14 protein-coding genes and 1 riboswitch are annotated in these 17,966 nt (G+C 44.5%); of the genes, 5 read left to right on the plus strand and 9 right to left on the minus strand.

Going from position 1 to position 17,966, the window contains the following annotated elements; translation table 11 throughout:
- Positions 1-313 precede the first annotated feature (313 nt).
- The 6 genes from HMPREF2904_RS00840 to pflB form a co-directional block, all read right to left on the minus strand.
- The gene (locus HMPREF2904_RS00840; RefSeq protein ID WP_070659415.1) at positions 314-1,576 is read right to left on the minus strand and encodes a hydroxymethylglutaryl-CoA reductase, degradative; all 1,263 of its coding nucleotides are present in this window, start codon (positions 1,574-1,576) and stop codon (positions 314-316) included.
- A complete protein-coding gene (locus tag HMPREF2904_RS00845) occupies positions 1,576-2,748 on the minus strand; it encodes a hydroxymethylglutaryl-CoA synthase (RefSeq protein WP_070659417.1) in 1,173 nt (390 codons plus the stop codon). Before HMPREF2904_RS00845 ends, HMPREF2904_RS00840 begins: the two co-directional genes overlap by 1 nt.
- A 192-nt stretch (positions 2,749-2,940) precedes the next feature.
- Positions 2,941-3,165 carry a hypothetical protein gene (locus HMPREF2904_RS00850; protein WP_070659419.1) on the minus strand — a complete coding sequence of 75 codons (225 nt, stop codon included), beginning with the start codon at positions 3,163-3,165 and terminating at the stop codon, positions 2,941-2,943.
- Positions 3,166-3,271: 106 nt separating this feature from the next.
- The gene (locus HMPREF2904_RS00855; protein WP_070659478.1) at positions 3,272-3,739 is read right to left on the minus strand and encodes a threonine/serine exporter family protein; all 468 of its coding nucleotides are present in this window, start codon (positions 3,737-3,739) and stop codon (positions 3,272-3,274) included.
- Between the two features lie 4 nt (positions 3,740-3,743).
- Positions 3,744-4,502, minus strand: a complete 759-nt coding sequence (locus tag HMPREF2904_RS00860) for a threonine/serine exporter family protein (protein WP_021153883.1) — start codon at positions 4,500-4,502, stop codon at positions 3,744-3,746.
- A gap of 418 nt (positions 4,503-4,920) precedes the next feature.
- Positions 4,921-7,236: a formate C-acetyltransferase gene (pflB, locus tag HMPREF2904_RS00865; protein WP_003005386.1), complete on the minus strand. Its 2,316-nt coding sequence runs from the start codon at positions 7,234-7,236 to the stop codon at positions 4,921-4,923.
- Positions 7,237-7,496: 260 nt separating this feature from the next.
- Here pflB and dinB point away from each other — a divergent pair, with 260 nt between their 5' ends.
- Positions 7,497-8,603: a DNA polymerase IV gene (gene dinB / locus HMPREF2904_RS00870; protein ID WP_070659421.1), complete on the plus strand. Its 1,107-nt coding sequence runs from the start codon at positions 7,497-7,499 to the stop codon at positions 8,601-8,603.
- An 8-nt stretch (positions 8,604-8,611) separates the two neighbouring features.
- On the opposite strand, the gene HMPREF2904_RS00875 is transcribed toward dinB, so the two are convergent.
- From HMPREF2904_RS00875 to rnhC, 3 genes are all read right to left on the minus strand, one after another.
- Positions 8,612-11,044 carry an SF1B family DNA helicase RecD2 gene (locus tag HMPREF2904_RS00875; RefSeq protein WP_070659423.1) on the minus strand — a complete coding sequence of 811 codons (2,433 nt, stop codon included), beginning with the start codon at positions 11,042-11,044 and terminating at the stop codon, positions 8,612-8,614.
- A 67-nt stretch (positions 11,045-11,111) separates the two neighbouring features.
- Positions 11,112-11,762, minus strand: a complete 651-nt coding sequence (gene lepB, locus HMPREF2904_RS00880) for a signal peptidase I (RefSeq protein WP_070659425.1) — start codon at positions 11,760-11,762, stop codon at positions 11,112-11,114.
- Between the two features lie 3 nt (positions 11,763-11,765).
- On the minus strand, positions 11,766-12,665 hold the full coding sequence (gene rnhC, locus HMPREF2904_RS00885) for a ribonuclease HIII (RefSeq protein WP_070659426.1): 900 nt from the start codon (positions 12,663-12,665) through the stop codon (positions 11,766-11,768).
- Positions 12,666-12,799: 134 nt separating this feature from the next.
- Here rnhC and HMPREF2904_RS00890 point away from each other — a divergent pair, with 134 nt between their 5' ends.
- The 4 genes from HMPREF2904_RS00890 to HMPREF2904_RS00905 all read left to right on the plus strand — a co-directional run bounded on the left by HMPREF2904_RS00890 (position 12,800) and on the right by HMPREF2904_RS00905 (position 17,646).
- Positions 12,800-13,090, plus strand: coding sequence for a hypothetical protein (locus HMPREF2904_RS00890; protein ID WP_003005477.1), 291 nt, complete (start codon positions 12,800-12,802; stop codon positions 13,088-13,090).
- 10 nt (positions 13,091-13,100) lie between these two features.
- Entirely contained in the window at positions 13,101-13,655 is a 555-nt protein-coding gene (locus tag HMPREF2904_RS00895; protein ID WP_070659428.1) for a CvpA family protein, read from the plus strand.
- Between the two features lie 73 nt (positions 13,656-13,728).
- A complete protein-coding gene (locus HMPREF2904_RS00900) occupies positions 13,729-16,068 on the plus strand; it encodes an endonuclease MutS2 (RefSeq protein WP_070659430.1) in 2,340 nt (779 codons plus the stop codon).
- 159 nt (positions 16,069-16,227) lie between these two features.
- Entirely contained in the window at positions 16,228-17,646 is a 1,419-nt protein-coding gene (locus HMPREF2904_RS00905) for a C69 family dipeptidase (RefSeq protein WP_070659432.1), read from the plus strand.
- 129 nt (positions 17,647-17,775) lie between these two features.
- Positions 17,776-17,870: riboswitch (glycine riboswitch) on the plus strand.
- Positions 17,871-17,966: the final 96 nt, after the last annotated feature.

Consider the following 17,966-nt stretch of genomic DNA (forward strand, 5'->3'; position numbering starts at 1 on the left):
GAGGCTAGGACTTTTGTCCCAGCCTCTTTTAGAATGTAAACAAACTGTTTTTTACATAAAACAAGCTAAGTGATGCAGAATAATTAAAACTGATACATACCAATAGTCTCATTCAAACATGCACTGAAACTTTCCGCAGTGAGAAAAGTGCTAGAAATAGGATTGTTTCTAGCTCTCGGGAGTTTTGAAACTTTAGGTTCAAAACTAAGTCATGGAACTTCTTCGAAGTTCGCTGACGTCCGTACTCACCTAAGGAAAGTTTCTAAGATGACTTTGTCTTCAATCTGAAAACGAAAACCTTGTCTTAGTTCTTTTATTTTCTCAATTCTTGTAAGAGTGTTTGTGCCTTTTCTAAATTAAAGGATTTGTTTTCAAGGAGTTGGCTGACCAATCGGGGAACTTCCTCTTCCTTAGCTCCTGCTAGAAGGGCTAGGGAGCGTGCTTGGAGTTTCATATGTCCTGCTTGGATCCCTGTGGTGACAAGGGCTTTGAGGGCCGCGAAATTCTGCGCCAAACCGAGCGAAGCAATGATACCTGCTAATTCAATAGCAGAAGGCTCTCCTAGCAAACGGTGGCTGACTTGAACCGTTGGGTTGAGGCCAATCGAGCCTCCTTTTGTCGCAACCGGCATTGGTAGGGTGATCTCTCCATAGAGTTTTTTCTCTTCCGGCTGACTTGTCCAGTGACTCAAACCCTTGTAAGAACCACTTTGTGCAGCATAGGCATGGGCTCCTGCTTCGATGGCCCGCCAGTCATTGCCTGTCGCAAGGACTAGGGCATCAATCCCGTTAAAAATTCCCTTGTTATGAGTGGCTGCACGGTAAGGATCCACTTGGGCCAGTTGGCTAGCTAGCTCCATCCGGTGGGCAATTTCAATAGCTTCATCAGGATTTCGACTCAGTGCTTTAAAATCGATGGCACACCGTGCACTCACTAAAGAGCGAGTAGCCAAGTTGGATAAAATTGCCATCAAGGCCTGACCACCAGAGAGTTCCTGGATGTGATCGGTCAGAGCTTCTAACATGGTATTGAGCATATTGGCCCCCATGGCTTCTTTGGGATCGACAGCCAAGTAGACAATAAGAAAGTCCCCCTTGTTTTCGACCCAAAGATCCCTCGCTCCACCTCCACGCTTAACGATAGAAGGATAGGCTTCATTAGCCAGCTGAAGAAGGGTTTCCTTGTCTTCGAGGATGCGCTTGCTAGCAACTTCCATGTCTTCAACATCCGTCAGAGCAATCTCACCGATCATTTGGCGTTGGTGCACCTGGGTGGTGAAACCGCCTGAACGTTGAATGAGCTTAGCCGCAAAGCTGGCAGCTGCTACCACGGAAGGCTCTTCTGTGACCATGGGAAGGACATAGTCACGACCATTGATCAGGAAATAAGGAGCAAGGCTAAAGGGCAAGTCAAAAGTCGACAAGACATTTTCCGTCAATTGATCTGCAATAGAAAGGGGAAGTCCCTTTTGTTCTTTTAAGATCTGTGCTTCATCCCAAGTTAAGAGGCCTTCCTTCAGTAAGGCCTCTATGCGTTCTGTGGGCGAAAGTTTTGCAAAACCTGGTAATCGTGCCATTATTTTTCTACTTTCTGATAAATGCGTTGGTGTTCCTTGATCTCTGTCAACGCAAAAATTTGATGCGTAGCAGGCTCAAACACTTGATTGCCACTAGGATCTAGATCTACTTCCTCATAAAAGAGTCGTTCGTAGTCAGTAACACTAAGAACCGTACGTTGGTCCAGTCTTTCCATGCGTTTGTGATCTAAGAGTTGCTCAAAACCAGGAACGAGATTGGCGCTAAAGATCTCAGAAACCGCTCCACTTCCATAGCTAAAGAGGGCGATTCGGTCACCAGCTTTGAGTTGGGGGTCATTTTCCAGTAGTGACAGCAAGCCTAGGAAAAGAGATCCAGTGTAGATATTTCCCACGCGTTGGCTGTATAGAATCGATTGATCAAAGTTGTATTGTAATTGATCTTTTTTCTCTTCCGACACCGACTTATCCAGGATTTTTTTCAAGCCCTTGAGAGCTAATTTCGGATAAGGCAAGTGGAAGCAGACGGCCGCAAAGTCTGTTAAGACAAGGCCAGTTCGTTTCTGGTATTCCGCCCAGGTTGTTTTCAGAGAATCTAGATATTGTTGCGTTGAATAAATCCCATTCACGAAGGGAGTTGTCGCATAATTTGGACGCCAAAAATCCATGACATCGCGTGTTTGGGCAACATTGTCATCGTTAAAAGATAGAATACGAGGATTTTGGCTGATCAGCATAGCAACCGCTCCAGCCCCCTGTGTTGGTTCTCCAGGAGTTCCGATTCCGTATTTAGCAATGTCACTGGCAATGACCAAGACCTTACTTTGAGGGAATTTTTCAACATGGAGTTTAGCATAATCCAAGGCAGCAGTCGCAGCATAGCAAGCTTCTTTCATTTCAAAAGAGCGAGCGAAAGGCTGGATGTCTAGTAAGCCATGGACAAACACAGCAGCAGCCTTACTCTGGTCAATTCCAGATTCTGTCGCAAGAATCACCATGTCGATCGCTTCTTTATCTTCGTCTGTTAAAATATCATCTGCTGCAGTAGCAGCCAATGTGACGATGTCTTCTGTGATCGGTGCAACACTTTGTTCTTTTAAGAGAAGACCCTTGCTCAGTTTTTCGGGATCAGTATCACGAGCAGCAGCCAAATCTTCTAAACGCAAGACATAAGGGCTCGTCGCAAAACCAATCTTATCAATCCCAATTGTCATTCTTAACCTCTTTTTTATTTGATATCTACTAGTATATTTCGTTACTATTTTACCATATTTAAGGGTAAAACTCCCTTGAAAAAGCTAGATCAGCAAGGAAATCATTCTCGGGACCGATTTTGCAATGTTTCAAAGAAAAAATAGAAAATCTATAAAAAAAGCCATCCTCAGATGACTTTTCAAATCTTATGTTTAGCTATCTTTTTTAGGGTTGCTCATGATTCGTATGAAGAGTTCTTTGCATTTGTCTCTTAGAACTTTTTCGTAGAAGACGAGTATAGCGATGTTCACAATCATAAAGTTCAAGGTCAGATAGAACAAGTCAAATGAATTGCGGGCATAATCAGTCGCTAATAGATAGGAGGAGAGGGCTCCTAGAATCATATAAGGAAGATACTTGATATACTTGTTTATCATCCTACAGCACCTCGCATACTCTAAAGGATTTGTTTTTTCACTTTTATTGTAGTCCTTTTAAGTAAAAATGCAAGCAAGGACACTTATAAAAATTGAACAACCAATGCTAGTTGGCATTGGTCATTTTTCTTTTTTGATGGCGTTGATAAGAATGGTAAAGTTTCAAGACAACAGAGCCACTAGCCATCCCGATGGAGATCACCAAGGCCAGAATAACCACCAGGGTCACGCTGGTCACTGCCTGGCGATATTGGCCACTGACAAAGAAGGAAGTGGTCCGATAGGAAATATATCCAGGAACCAAGGGCGCGAGAATGGACAACATAAAGACCACGACAGGCGTCTTGAGGACGATACTTAAAATCTGACTGATACAGGAGCCGACAATGGCTGCGATGAAGGTTGCAACGATGACATTGGTAGGCCCTTTCAGGATATAGTAAAGTAGCCAGATGCCCATACCTAGGATTCCTCCAGGAATCAACATGGAGCGCTGCACATTTAGGACGATTAAAAAGGTGATGATGGCAATCAAACTGGCCACCGCTTGGATTAAAAATTCAGTTAGGTTCATCATTTTATTTCATAAGGACGAGGGCGACCGTTGTACCGGCACCAAGTGCAAGAGTAATGAGGAGAGTCTCAAAGAGTTTGCTCATCCCAGAGTTGAGGTGGTAATTCATCAGATCTCGGACGGCATTGGTCATAGCGATTCCAGGAACGAAGGGCATGACACAGCCTGCGATAATGAGATCGGTATTGGAAGGAAAACCACTATAGCGCGTCCAGATATGGGCCAAAAAACCAAAGACAAAGGCGGCCGCAAAGGCAGTGACAAAAGGAATGCGAACGTATTTCTCAACGACAAGAGAAAAAGCAAAGGCAAAGACAGTCGCAATACCCGCTCCAATCGCATCATAGAAATTTCCTCCAAACATGATGGAGAAGAAAGGCGCACTGAGGGTTGCCGCAATGGTCAACTGGAGATTGGTATAAGGAACGCGCTTCATTTTCAACTCGCTCAGGGCTTGGTAGGCTTGCTCGAGATCGATCTCTCCAGAGACAAGTTGACGAGAGATCTGATTGACGTCACAGACCTTTTCGATATTGTAATTGGTCCTCAAGATCCGTTTCATGCGCGTGACATTGGCATTCTCAATTGAAAAGAAAATAGCGACTGGCATCGCTAAAACATTGCAATCGACGATTCCCTGTGAATGGGCGATCCGGATCATGGTATCTTCGACCCGGTGAATCTCAGAACCGCTCTCGATCAGGAGGGTTCCAGCTAACATCAGGACGTCGATCACTTGGTTGATCTGTTTTGACTCTTCCATAATTTCCTTCTTACTAAATAATCTGTTTCTATTATAGCAAAAAAGGACCAGAGACAGAACTAAAATCTGACAATTCTAGTTTGTTTCTTATCCTTTCTGAATTCGTTTAGAATATCTATTGTTTAGGCTTATCATTCGTTAACTCGGGTGGTGGTGCTGCACGGTGCTATCCTGGACGAGAAGGGTTGCTAAAAAGATCAGTGCAATCAGGATAAAGAGCCAAATAATAGCGAAAATAAATGTTAAAAACATAGGATCACCCCTTCTATCTTATTTACAGCTCTACTATAACACTTGGAGAAAGCGCTGTCAAACTCTATATAGTAGGCTCTTAAACTCTTTCAAAATTCAGAATACTCTTGCGATGGGGATGAAAAAACCAGCCGTTTCCGACTGGCTTTTAAGACCTATTTGAATCTTAGTTCAAGGCATCATCCATTGAAAGAACTTCGTGGAAGACACGTTGTGTCAATTCAGTTTTTTGTTCTGGAGTGAGGTATTTAGTGTTTACACAGTATCCAGAGATACGAACGATAACGTCTTCACCTGACATGATCTTTTCGTAAACATCGTTCAAGTCCATAACGTTCAAGTTACAGTGTTGTCCACCGTTTTCGAAGTATCCATCAAGGATGGTTACCAAGTTATCAACTTGTTCGTCACGAGTTTTACCAAGAGCACGTGGTGATACTTGAGTAGTGAGTGAGATACCATCAGCTGCGTAACCAAAGTCAAGGCTAGCAAGTGAGTTCAAGTTTTGCAACCATCCACCTTTAGCTTTGTTAGATGGGTTAGCACCTGGTGAGAAGAATTCAAGTTTAGACAAGTTCACAGAACCATCTTCGTTAAGATATACCCCTTTGTGGACTGGAGAGTTACCAGTTTGTTTAGAGTAAGCAACGTTAGAAGTGATGGTAAGAAGTGAAACAGTTGCCTCAGCGTTCTTGTAAAGTTTGTGGCTACGAAGACGAGTAGTGTAAGCTTCGATCAACCATTCTGCCAATTCGTTAGAACGTGGGTCATCTTCACCCCAACGTGGGTATTCACCGATTGTTTCGTAGTCGTAGATGTAGCCATCTTCGTCACGGATTGGTTTAACAGTAGCATATTTGATTGCTGACAATGTATCAACAGTATTGGCAAATCCACAGATACCGAATCCCATGTTTGCGCGTTGGTGAGTTGGCAAGAAGGCCATTTGAACAGCTTCGTAGTTGTACTTATCAGTCATGTAGTGGATGATGTTCAAAGCATCTACGTAAGTGTCTGTCAACCAGTCAAGAGATTTTTCGAAGTTTGCTTTAACAGATTCGAATTCAAGAACTTCGTCACGGATTGGATCGATGTCAAATACTTTATAGTCTTTATGAACATCGTCGTAACCACCGTTCAAACCAGTAAGAAGAGCTTTAAGAACGTTAACACGAGCACCGAAGTATTGGATGTTGTGGCGTTGTTCTTCGTTTTCTGGGTCAAGTGGAGATACACAACATGAGATACAGCTCATTTCACCGTATCCGTCTTTGGCCATTGTTGTTACACCTTCGTATTGGATAGAAGAGTGTTTATGGCTCATGTGCATACAGTAGCGACGGAAGTTGTATGGCAATTTGTCAGTCCAAAGAACTGTCAAGTTTGGTTCTGGAGAGTTACCGATGTTGTCCAAAGTGTTCAAGAAACGGTAGTCCATCTTAGTAACACGGTGACGACCGTCGTTACCCATACCAGCCATTGATGTTGTGATGAAGGTTGGGTCACCTGAGTACAATTCGTCGTAAGCTTTTGTACGAGCAAATTTAACAGTACGCAATTTCATAACGAAATCATCAACGAATTCTTGGATTTCTGATTCAGTGTAAGTACCACGAGCCAAGTCACGTTCAGCGTAGATATCCAAAACGATTGGCACACGTCCAAGAGAAGTAGCAGCACCGTTGATCACACGGCAGACAGCCATGAAGGCGATGTTTGTCCATTGGATCGCTTCTTTTGTATCGAAGGCAGGACGACGTACGTCTACACCATAAAGGTCACCCAATTTAACAACTTCTTGAAGTGCTTGGTATTGAAGGTTTACTTCTTCACGAAGACGGATTGATTCTTCATCGATTTCAGTAATAGAGTTCCAGTCGTTTGCTTTTTCAGCCATCAAGTAGTCAGCACCGTAAAGAGCCAAACGAGCATAAACCCCGATGATACGTCCACGAGAGTAAGCGTCTGGAAGACCAGTTACAGTGTGAGCGTGACGAGCACGACGGATGTTAGAAGTGTAAGCGCGGAAGATACCGTCGTTTACAGTTGTAACGTATTTTGTGAAGATTTCATGAACTGCAGGATCTGGTTCGTATCCATTTTCTTTCAAAGTAGTTTCCGCCATACGGATACCACCACGAGGCATGAAGTTCAATTTGAACAATTCATCATTTTGGATACCGAAGATGACTTCGTTTTCTTTGTCGATATATCCAGCTGCGATATCAGCGATAGATGTTGGACGGTTATCGTATGGGAAACGAGTTTCTTCGTAATGAGCTTTTGTTTCTTCAACAATCTTCTTGATGTGAAGAGAACGTTCAGTTGGACCAGCTAGGAAGCTTTCATCTCCATCATAAGGTGTGTAGTTAGCTTGAACGAAGCGAGAAACGCTTGCTTTTTCTTTCCAATCTTCACCTTTGAAGCCTTCCCAGGCTTTGTCAAAAATATCTTGTGCTTCAACGACTGTTTTAACAACCATTTTTATTTTCCTCTATTGTCTTTCTAGCAACTATATCTGTTGCACTTACAATAGTAGTATACCATACAGAAACCGATTACACAAAGACAAATTGCGAAAAATAGCAGATTCTTTTATAATACAGTTTCAACTCTTCTGCGATACTGTACTACATTTTTGTAAATGAACACGAATTTCCATCAATTTTCATGTTTTTAGGAGGGGCCGATTTTTGCAATTCTAAAATTTTCTTCTTATAATAGAAAAAAGGAGGGTGAAAAATGCTGATATTTCCATTGGTGAATGATACGAGTCGCAAGATTATTCATATTGATATGGATGCATTTTTTGCTGCGGTCGAAGAAAGAGATAACCCTAGTTTAAAGGGGAAGCCTGTCGTAATTGGCCAGGACCCTCGTCAATCAGGAGGGAGAGGTGTGGTCTCGACCTGTAACTATGAAGCAAGGAAATATGGCATTCATTCGGCGATGAGTTCTAAAGAAGCACTAGATCTTTGTCCCCAAGCGATCTTTATCTCTGGAAATTATGAAAAATACCGAGAAGTGGGCGAACAGGTTCGTGAGATTTTCAAGCGCTATACAGATCTGATCGAGCCTATGAGTATTGATGAAGCCTATCTAGATGTGACGGAAAATAAAATCCAGAGCAAATCAGCTGTCAAAATCGCTCGCTTGATTCAGCATGCGATCTGGGAAGAGTTGCATCTCACAGCTTCAGCAGGTGTCTCTTATAATAAGTTTTTGGCCAAGATGGCAAGTGACTATCAGAAACCCCATGGCCTAACGGTGGTCTTGCCGGAGGATGCCGAGGATTTCCTTAGCAAGATGGACATTGCCAAATTTCATGGGGTAGGAAAGAAGACAGTCGAGCGCCTGCATGAGATGGGTGTCTATACTGGAGCGGATCTTTTAGCCATCCCGGAGATGACCTTGATCGATCGATTTGGGCGCTTTGGCTATGATCTCTTTCGTAAGGCGCGAGGCATTCACAATAGCCCTGTCAAGAGCCATCGTATCCGCAAGTCGATCGGAAAAGAGCGGACCTACCGCAAGCTCCTCTATGCTGAAGATGATATTTTAGAAGAAATTGCCAATCTGTCCAGTAAGGTAGCCAAATCGCTGGAAAAACATGGCAAGCAAGGAAAGACCTTGGTTTTAAAAGTGCGCTATGGAGACTTCACCACCCTGACCAAGCGGATGACATTGACGGAGCCAACACGAGAGGCTGAGCGGATCAATCGTTCCGCTCGCCAAATTTTTCAAGAAATCGAATCGACAAATACTGGAATCCGCCTCTTGGGTGTCACCATGACCAATTTCGTGGATCATACCGAATTGCCTTTGGTGGAAGAAAAAGAAAACGACTAGTTTGTTCACTAGTCGTATTTTTTGATGTCAAAAAAGGCTGCAATCTCTTCTTCTGTCAGTCCGATCATAGGAGAGATGGTGTGGAGATTGTCTTCTGTCAGTCGATAGACAGTCGGTTCATCAGGCTCAGTCTTCCTTTCAACAGTTTCTTCCTTGCTTCGTGCGGATTCGACTGTAGCAGAAGCCGTGGCAACGGCTGAAGAAGAGGCTTTGGTGACCTCGCTTCCATCCAGGTCCTTGAAGCGCTCCACCAAGTAGGTCTTGCGCGCAGTACCGGTATTTTTAGTGGCGTAATCAAAGGCGCTGTATTCTCCTAAGAGGATCAGTTTGCTCTTAGAGCGCGTGATGGCAGTATAGATCAAATTGCGCTGCAACATCCGGTGGCTTTGATTGGTAATGGGTAGAATCACCACCGGAAACTCGCTTCCTTGCGATTTGTGAATACTCATTGCATAGGCTAAGCGAATCTTGTACCATTCATTGCGCGGGTAGACGATTTCATTGCCATCAAATTGGATGGTCAATTCATCTTGCTTGGATTCTGTATATTTTCCTGGGAGAAGATCGGTGATGTAGCCAATATCTCCGTTAAAGACATTGCTTTCTGCATCATTGACCAGATGGATGACCTTGTCTCCATCGCGGTATTGGCAGTCTGGCGTGTCAAAAACAACCTGATCTTTGACAGCTGGATTGAGAAGGTCTTGCATGAGCGTATTGATATTGTCAATGCCGGCCTGGCCCTTGTACATGGGTGCCAAGACTTGGATATCTCGAGCAGGGATTTGACTACGAAGGGCAGCAGAAGTGATTTGTTCGATCATCTTAGGGATGTGTTCGCTTCCAGCTTCAAAATAAGAGCGGTCAGCTTTTCGTTCTGTGAAATCTTGAGGAAGCTTGCCCTGGCGAATATCTCCTGCTAGTGAGACAATGGTCGAGTCCTCACTCTGACGGAAAATATGTTCGAGTTTGGTCTGAGGGATGCTTGGGATCTGCAAGAGATCAGCCAAGACCTGACCAGGGCTGACGGAAGGTAATTGGTCGGCATCCCCCACAATCAAGAGTTTCGTATCTGTTGCGATGTTGCTAAGTAATTGATTGGCCAGCCAGGTATCAACCATGGAAAATTCGTCCACAATGATAAAGTCTGCATCCAGATAGTCCTCTAAGTGGCTGGTGTCATCATCCCCAGTCATCCCCAAATGGCGGTGGATAGTGGCGCTCGGAAGTCCTGTCAGCTCATTCATGCGCCTAGCTGCTCGTCCCGTTGGGGCAGCCAGCAGGATCGGCAGGTCTTTTTTCTTCCGAAGATCCAGCTGGTGGAGTTGGGCATAGACGCTGATCATCCCATTGATAACGGTAGTCTTTCCTGTCCCTGGTCCCCCGGTGAGGATAAAGACCTTGTTTTGGATAGCTTGGTGAATCGCCTCTTTTTGAATCGCATCGTAGCGAATCCCCAAATCTTTTTCAACATCCTCAATCGCCTGGTTGATTTTCTCAGGGTCAAACGAAGCTTTTTTACCCTTCTCCAGCAATCGGCCAATATGACTACAAATCCCTTCCTCCGCAAAGAAGAGGCTGTTGTCAAAGATCTTGGTGTCCACGTTTTGGACCTTGTCTTCCTCGATGAGGCGTCCTAATTCTTGGGCGACAGTAGAAGGATCCAATTCTACTGGACGAGCTGATTCTAAAAGGTCAATGGTATAGCGCAGGAGGTCCTTGGCTTCGATGTAGGTATTTCCAGTCTCGATAGAGTAGCTAAAAAGGCTGTGGATCAGACCCGCGCGGAAACGCTCAGGGGCGTCACTTGCAATGCCCAATTCTTCGGCTAGTTGGTCCGCAATTTTAAAGCCCATACCTTGGATATCTTCCACCAATCGGTAGGGCTGTTGCTCCACGATCTGGAGGGTTTCTTCTTTATAAAAATCTTGGATCTGAAAGGCCAATTTATTGGGAATGCCATAGTTGGCTAGTTGGGCGAGAATGCGCTCCGTTCCGTAATTCTGACGGAGTTTTTCCACAAAAGTCAGGCGGTTTTTCTTGGAGAGACCTGTGATTTCTTCTAATTTTTCAGGGGCCTCCAAAATTTTGTCAATGGTATCGTCCCCATAGAGGTCCACGATTTTTTGGGCTGTTTTGAGACCAATTCCTTTGAAGTGATCGCTGGAAAAATATTTCACCAAGCCCTTGCTAGAGGGTTTGGCACGTTCATAGCGACTGATTTTGAGCTGCTCTCCGTATTTAGGATGATGGACCAGCTCCCCCCAGAAGGTGTAGTCTTCGCCTTCCATGATATCTGCCATAGTGCCCGTCACAATAATCTCAAAATCATCAAAGTCTTCGGCATCTGTATCGCTGATGTCGAGCAAGAGGATTCGAAAAAAGCTGCTAGGATTTTCAAAAATAATACGCTCAATAGTACCAGAAAAATAATATTCCATCATTTCTTTCCTTTTTATAAAGCGAGGCTGGGACATACTTGTCTCAGCCTCAGTCTGTTAATCTATACTAATAAGTTTTGAAAGGGTAGATCGGCCATAGTCTAAAGACGGCTTGTCCTTTGATTTGTTCTTTCTTGAAAGCTCCGACTTGACGGCTATCTTTTGAAACGATCCGGTCATCTCCAAGTAGGAGGTATTCATCGTCGAGCAACTTCAAGGTAAATTTAGGATTGCCATCCTTGTCTACTGTATAAGCTTGGGCTGTATTGGCCAATTGGCGGAAGAGTTCTCCGTTTTCTTCGAACCCTTTTCCAGTGTAGGTCGATTGCAATTTATCTTTTTTGAAACGAGCGATGTAGTCTTTCAAATAGGGCTCATTGGTCTTTTTCCCATTGATGTAGAGGGTATCGTTGTCGTACTGAATGGTATCTCCAGGAAGACCGATGACCCGCTTGACGATGTCCTTGGTTTTGCCGTCGTCGTCTTTTTCATTGGCAACGACAATGTCGAAACGATCAATTGAGAGGTGGTTGACCACAAGGAGATACTCGCTATCTGCTAGGGTTGGATCCATCGAATGGCCGTCCACCTTGACCGGAGCCCAGAGGTAGATGCGAGAGGCGATAATGAGACCAACAATAATACTGAAGAGGCCCCATTCTTTAAGGAATCTCACCACTGGTGAGCTAGATGACTGTTTTGAACTTCTTTTTGACATAACTTATCTTTCTAGTAATTTCTTTGCTTTTTCTGTGTTTTTAAAATGGAGTTTGGCACAATAATCCAGAGCCTTCATCCCGTAGGTCTGAAGCAATTTAGCAGCGACTTGGTCTGACTTCGCTCCTGCTCCACTAGGGAGATTAAAGCCCAGTTCCTTGCCCAGATCTTCCAGATTTTGAAGGAAGAGATTGCGGGCGATGATGGAACTAACTGCAACCGCTAAATATTTACCTTCTGCTTTTTCTTCCAACTCAATGGCTTGGGTGACCTGATTTTTTTCAGCTTTCACGTATTTTTGGTAGTTTTTAGCCGTCGTAAAGGCATCGATCACAATTCGCTCTGCTTGGACTCCTTTATTTAATAGAAGATAGATGGCCTGATTGTGCAGGGCCACTTTGACCGAAACAGCATTGTAGCCAGAAGCAATGACTTCATTGTACTTCTTTGGAGACAATAAGAGCGCTTGATGGTGGATGTTTTCCTCAAGGAGAGGAGCCAATTGCTGAATTTTTCGATCATCCAAGGTTTTTGAATCTCCAACACCGAGCTTTTTGAGCCAGTCGTGCTGGTCAGGTGTGACAAAGGATGCAACGACGGTGAGTCCACCAAAATAAGAGCCGTTTCCAACCTCGTCGGTTCCGATCATGGCTAAATCTTGTCCTGCAGATGAAGTAGTAGAACCTTTAGGGTTCCCGACATCTTGCCCGAAAAAGGCCAGGTAAGGAGTAAGGTCATTGCCCTGAAGCAAGACTTTTCCAGACTTGTAGATCGAAACGGTCGCTCCCTCTAGTCGAAAGAAATAATCCATATGAGGGTTCTTGCTTTGAGAGAGAGAACTGCGATAGGTATGGACAAAATCAAGGATTTGCTCCTGTGTTGGAGTGAGTGTCATACTTTCCATAACCACTATTGTACCACAAATTCAGAGAGAGGGAGCAAAAAGAAAGAAAGAATCCACTGGAAAATCCCTGTGAAGAGGGGCTTTGCTACTGACAAAGCTAGCCTTTTTTGGTATAATACCGTGAGGTGATTTTTATGGCGAGCTTAAATAGATATAAATTTACATTTGGAAACAAAGCGCTCACTTTAACAACCAACCATGATAATTTGTTTATGGAAGAAGTCGAACGTGTTGCGAAAGAAAAATACCAAGCAATTAAGGAACAAATGCCAGAGGCAGATGATGAAACCATCGCGATCTTATTGGCAGTAAATAGTTTGTCCATGCAGCTGAATCGCGAGATTGAGTTTGACGACAAAGAAAAAGAATTAGATGATTTTCGTCGCAAGGCTTTAGACGACTTAAAGGATAAATCATCCAAATAAGAGGAGATACATGTTAACTTTCTTAATCTTATTGATTTTGGCATGGAGCTTTTATATTGGCTATGCAAGAGGGATTATCCTCCAGTCCTATTATTTTCTAGTGACCTTAGTGGCCCTCTTGATTGCAGGTGGTAGCTACAAGGGGCTGGCAAAGATTTTGTCTCTATGGGTTCCTTTTTCGAGTCCTACTCGGCAATCGGTGAATTATTTTTATGCCAACCGCTACCTATTTCAATTAGATGACATCTTTTATGCAGGTTTAGCTTATGTATTGATTTTTGCGATAGTCTATCTGATTGGTCGTGTGATCGGGATCTTTATGCACTTGGTACCCCAGCCAGAAAAACTGGAGGATCGCAAGTATCAAATTGTAGCGGGTGTGATCGCCGTCGTGATAACTCTCTTGGTCATCCAGATGGGCTTGACTGTCCTCTCAACGGTTCCCATGGCTTCCATCCAAAATAGACTAAATGCAAGTGGATTGATCCGCTTTATCATCCTTCATACCCCGATCAGTTCCAGTCTGTTCCACAACTTGTGGGTGACTGCGATTATCGGAGCTTAAGGAGCAAAAATGAAGAAAGGAGTGAGACAAGTCCGATTCAAGGAAGGACGCTCACTTTTTTTGTAGGAGAAACATGAATAAAAAAATCTTAGATATTCTGGAGTTTGACAAGGTCAAGCAACTCTTTGAACCCTATCTACAGACAGAACAAGGGGAGATGGAGCTAGCAGCCCTTACTCCAACTGATAAAAAAGAAAGCATAGAAACGACCTTTATGGAGCTAGAAGATATGGAACAGATCCTCTTGGAAGAGCCTCGCTTTGCCGTGTCGACCATTCAAGATGTCCGTCCAGTGGCCAAGCGTTTGGAGATGGAGGCATCCCTCAATATCGATGAATTACTAGCGCTAAAAGCTGTCCTTCGGGTGACACATGAGCTTAAGGATTTCTACGACAACTTGGAAAATGTCCGTCTGGAAAGGCTCAATCGCCTCTTTGACAACTTGGTGGATTTACCACGCCTACAAGGTGGGCTTCAAGCTATCAACGAAGGAGGCTTTGTCGAGTCTTTTGCCAGTGAAAAATTGGCCAAAATCCGCCGTCGAATCCAGGAAAATGAACACCAGGTCAGAGAGATTCTCCAAGACCTGCTGAAAAGCAAGGCCGATATGTTAGCGGATGCTGTGATTGCTAGTCGGAATGGCCGCAATGTTCTACCAGTAAAAAACACCTATCGTAACCGGATTGCAGGGGTGGTCCACGATATCTCAGCCAGCGGGAATACCGTTTATATCGAGCCTCGAGCAGTCGTCAATCTTAATGAAGAAATTGCCAACCATCGAGCCGATGAACGGTATGAAATCATTCAGATTCTGGAGGAATTGTCTGACACCCTCCGCCCTCACGCAGCAGAGATTGCAAATAACGCTTGGATTATTGGTCACTTAGACTTGATCAAGGCCAAGTATCGGTTTATGCGCGATTGTAAGGCAGTGGTACCAGAGGTAAGTAGCAATCGTTCCATTCAGCTCTTGCAACTACGTCATCCCTTGATTGAAAATGCCGTCGCGAATGACCTGCATTTTACCGAGGACTTGACAGAAATCGTGATTACCGGTCCCAATACAGGGGGGAAAACCATCATGCTAAAAACGCTGGGACTAGCGCAAATTATGGCCCAGTCTGGTCTTCCCATCCTAGCGGATCCAGGTAGTCGTGTGGGCATCTTCTCACAAGTCTTTGCAGATATTGGAGATGAACAATCGATCGAGCAGAGCTTGTCGACCTTCTCCAGTCATATGACCAATATCGTATCTATCTTGAATCAAGTAGATACTGCTTCCTTGATCCTTCTGGATGAGTTGGGGGCTGGAACCGATCCCCAAGAGGGGGCTGGCCTTGCTATTGCCATCCTAGAAGACCTGCGCTTACGCGGGATTAAGACCATGGCAACAACCCACTATCCAGAGCTAAAGGCCTACGGGATTGAGACTGCAGGAGTGCAAAATGCCAGTATGGAATTTGACACAGCGAGTCTACGTCCGACCTATCGTTTCATGCAAGGAGTTCCTGGCCGCTCCAATGCCTTTGAAATCGCCCGCCGTTTGGGCTTATCTGAGACCATTATCCAGGATGCCATGAAGATGACCAATACGGATAACGATGTCAATCAGATTATTGAAAAATTGGAGGCACAGACCTTAGAAAGTCGCAAGCGCTTGGATACCATTCAAGAGGTCGAGCAAGAAAATCTCAAATTCAATCGCGCTCTTCGAAAACTCTATAACGAATTGACCAGAGAGAGAGAAACAGAGCTCAATAAGGCGAGAGAAGAAGCCAAGGAAATTGTGGACATGGCCCTCTCAGAGAGTGACCGCATCCTTCAAGGCATTCACGCCAAATCCCAGTTGAAACCACATGAAATTATTGAGGCCAAGGCTCAGTTGAAAAAACTAGCTCCTGAGACCGTCGACCTTTCTAAAAACAAGGTCTTGAAAAAAGCCAAAAAGGCGCGTGCTCCTAAGGTGGGAGACGAAATCTTGGTTATCAGTTATGGCCAACGCGGAACCCTGGTCAAGCAACTCAAAGATGGCCGCTGGGAGGCGCAAGTCGGCTTGATCAAGATGACCTTGGAAGAAAAAGAATTCAACCTCATCAAGGCTGAAAAAGAAGCAGCTCAACCTAAGAAACGCCAGGTGAATGTCGTCAAACGCTCGAACACGAGTGGGCCGAGAGCGCGTCTGGACCTCCGTGGGAAACGCTATGAAGAGGCTATGCAAGAGCTAGATGGCTTTATCGATCAGGCCCTGCTCAACAACATGGCCCAAGTCGATATCATCCACGGGATCGGGACGGGTGTCATCCGTGAAGGGGTGACCAAATACCTCCGCCGCAACAAACATGTCAAAAGTTTTGAATATGCCCCCCAAAATGCAGGTGGTAGTGGCGCGACTATTGTTACGTTTAAAGGATAATCGAATCCTAGCTGTTTATCAGCTAGGGTTTTTAAAATTTTATAAAATGAAAATGATTGAAAGTTGTTGAAAAGGATTCGCTTTTAAATCTGATTTTCAGTAGGTCCTCCTTTTTAAAAGTGCTATAATAGAGGCAATGAATGATTTGGGAGGATACGCATGCGTAAACGTGAAAGTGCTGATTCGTGTACAACGATTCTAGTCGGAAAAAATGCTAGCTATGATGGTTCGACCATTGTAGCAAGAACAGAGGATTCTCAAAATGGCGTTTTTACGCCCAAGAAATTGATCGTGGTCAAACCGGAAGATCAACCGCGTCATTACAAGTCAGTATTATCAACTTTTGAAATCGACTTACCAGATAATCCAGTTCGCTATACATCGGTTCCAGATGCGATTCCTAAGGACGGGATCTGGGGAGAAGCTGGGATCAATATCTACAATGTAGCTATGAGTGAGACAGAGACCATTACGACCAATAGCCGTGTGCTAGGGGCAGATCCTCTTGTAGAGAGTGGCATCGGTGAGGAAGACATGCTGACCTTGGTCTTGCCTTATGTCAAGACAGCCCGCGAAGGGGTCTTGCGTCTCGGGAAGATTTTAGAAGAGTATGGAACTTATGAATCCAACGGGATCGCCATTTCAGATGTGAATGAAATCTGGTGGTTGGAGACCGTCGGAGGTCACCACTGGATGGCGCGCCGTGTCCCTGACGATGCCTATGTGACCAACCCGAACCAACTGGGAAGTGATTATTTTGAATTTAGCAATCCCGATGAGTTTCTTTGTGACCCAGATCTTGAACGTTTTGTCACAGAGCACCATTTGATTTTAGATCAAGAAGGGAAAGGTTTTAATCCACGCTATGCCTTTGGTAGCCAAAAAGACAAGGACCGACACTACAATACACCGCGGGCTTGGGCCATCCAGCATTTCCTCAATCCTGAAATCGAGCAGGATCCACGGAGCTTTGAGATTCCTTGGTGTCAAAAACCTTATCGCAAGGTGACGATTGAAGATGTCAAATATGTCTTGAGCAACCACTACCAAGACACTATCTACGATCCTTATGGTCCTGAAGGAGATCACGTGAGTCAACGGACCTTCCGGACGATCGGGATCAACCGGACTAGCCAGACAGCGATTCTGCAATTGCGTCCCAATAAACCACAAGAAACGACAGGCATCCAATGGATTTCTTATGGCTCCATGCCTTACAATACAGCCGTTCCTTTCTTTACCCAAGTGGATACAACACCAGACTACTTTGCCAATACGACGGCTAAGGTAACAACGGATTCCTTCTACTGGGCCAACCGGATTATTGCAGGACTAGCAGATCCTCACTATGCTCACCATGTTGGTGATTTGGACAATTACCAAGAAACGACAATGGCCTGGGGACATGCGCGCATCAATAAGGTCGATCGTGCACTTGCAGCAGGTGAAACCGTTGATTTTGAGGCGGAAAACCAAGCCATGAGTGATCAAATCCAGGAAGCGACAGATCAACTCTTGGACAAGATTTTGCTCGATGCTAGCAACCTCATGACCAATCACTTCTCCTTGAGCGATTAAAAATTTTGTATTTTCAGGTAATTTACAAGATATTTTCAGAAACGATTGACAAACTTTTGAAAATCGATTAAAATAGAGAAAATTACATACGACCGAATGAAGTTTGCAGGAGCGTGAGTGACTGTGAATGGACGGAACTCTGGAGAGACCAGAAATGGCACCGAAGGGGCAAGGTAGAGGATGCATCTACTCAAACTCTCAGGTAAAAGGACAGAGCGAACGATAGGGGAAGTTCCCTATTTTAAGCAGGACCAGAGTACATGTTTGACATGTGCTCTTTCTTTTTCTCTTTTCTGTCGAGCGGTCGATGAAAAAGGAGA

It is taken from the genome of Streptococcus sp. HMSC072G04, from assembly GCF_001813295.1.
GTDB lineage: Bacteria > Bacillota > Bacilli > Lactobacillales > Streptococcaceae > Streptococcus.

Excerpts from the sequence above, each read along its gene's own strand:
- HMPREF2904_RS00840 (WP_070659415.1), bottom strand. The coding sequence starts at position 1,576 with ATGGCACGATTACCAGGTTTTGCAAAACTTTCGCCCACAGAACGCATA.
- HMPREF2904_RS00845 (WP_070659417.1), bottom strand. The coding sequence starts at position 2,748 with ATGACAATTGGGATTGATAAGATTGGTTTTGCGACGAGCCCTTATGTC.
- HMPREF2904_RS00850 (WP_070659419.1), bottom strand. The coding sequence starts at position 3,165 with ATGATAAACAAGTATATCAAGTATCTTCCTTATATGATTCTAGGAGCC.
- HMPREF2904_RS00855 (WP_070659478.1), bottom strand. The coding sequence starts at position 3,739 with ATGAACCTAACTGAATTTTTAATCCAAGCGGTGGCCAGTTTGATTGCC.
- HMPREF2904_RS00860 (WP_021153883.1), bottom strand. The coding sequence starts at position 4,502 with ATGGAAGAGTCAAAACAGATCAACCAAGTGATCGACGTCCTGATGTTA.
- pflB (WP_003005386.1), bottom strand. The coding sequence starts at position 7,236 with ATGGTTGTTAAAACAGTCGTTGAAGCACAAGATATTTTTGACAAAGCC.
- dinB (WP_070659421.1), top strand. The coding sequence starts at position 7,497 with ATGCTGATATTTCCATTGGTGAATGATACGAGTCGCAAGATTATTCAT.
- HMPREF2904_RS00875 (WP_070659423.1), bottom strand. The coding sequence starts at position 11,044 with ATGGAATATTATTTTTCTGGTACTATTGAGCGTATTATTTTTGAAAAT.
- lepB (WP_070659425.1), bottom strand. The coding sequence starts at position 11,762 with ATGTCAAAAAGAAGTTCAAAACAGTCATCTAGCTCACCAGTGGTGAGA.
- rnhC (WP_070659426.1), bottom strand. The coding sequence starts at position 12,665 with ATGGAAAGTATGACACTCACTCCAACACAGGAGCAAATCCTTGATTTT.
- HMPREF2904_RS00890 (WP_003005477.1), top strand. The coding sequence starts at position 12,800 with ATGGCGAGCTTAAATAGATATAAATTTACATTTGGAAACAAAGCGCTC.
- HMPREF2904_RS00895 (WP_070659428.1), top strand. The coding sequence starts at position 13,101 with ATGTTAACTTTCTTAATCTTATTGATTTTGGCATGGAGCTTTTATATT.
- HMPREF2904_RS00900 (WP_070659430.1), top strand. The coding sequence starts at position 13,729 with ATGAATAAAAAAATCTTAGATATTCTGGAGTTTGACAAGGTCAAGCAA.
- HMPREF2904_RS00905 (WP_070659432.1), top strand. The coding sequence starts at position 16,228 with ATGCGTAAACGTGAAAGTGCTGATTCGTGTACAACGATTCTAGTCGGA.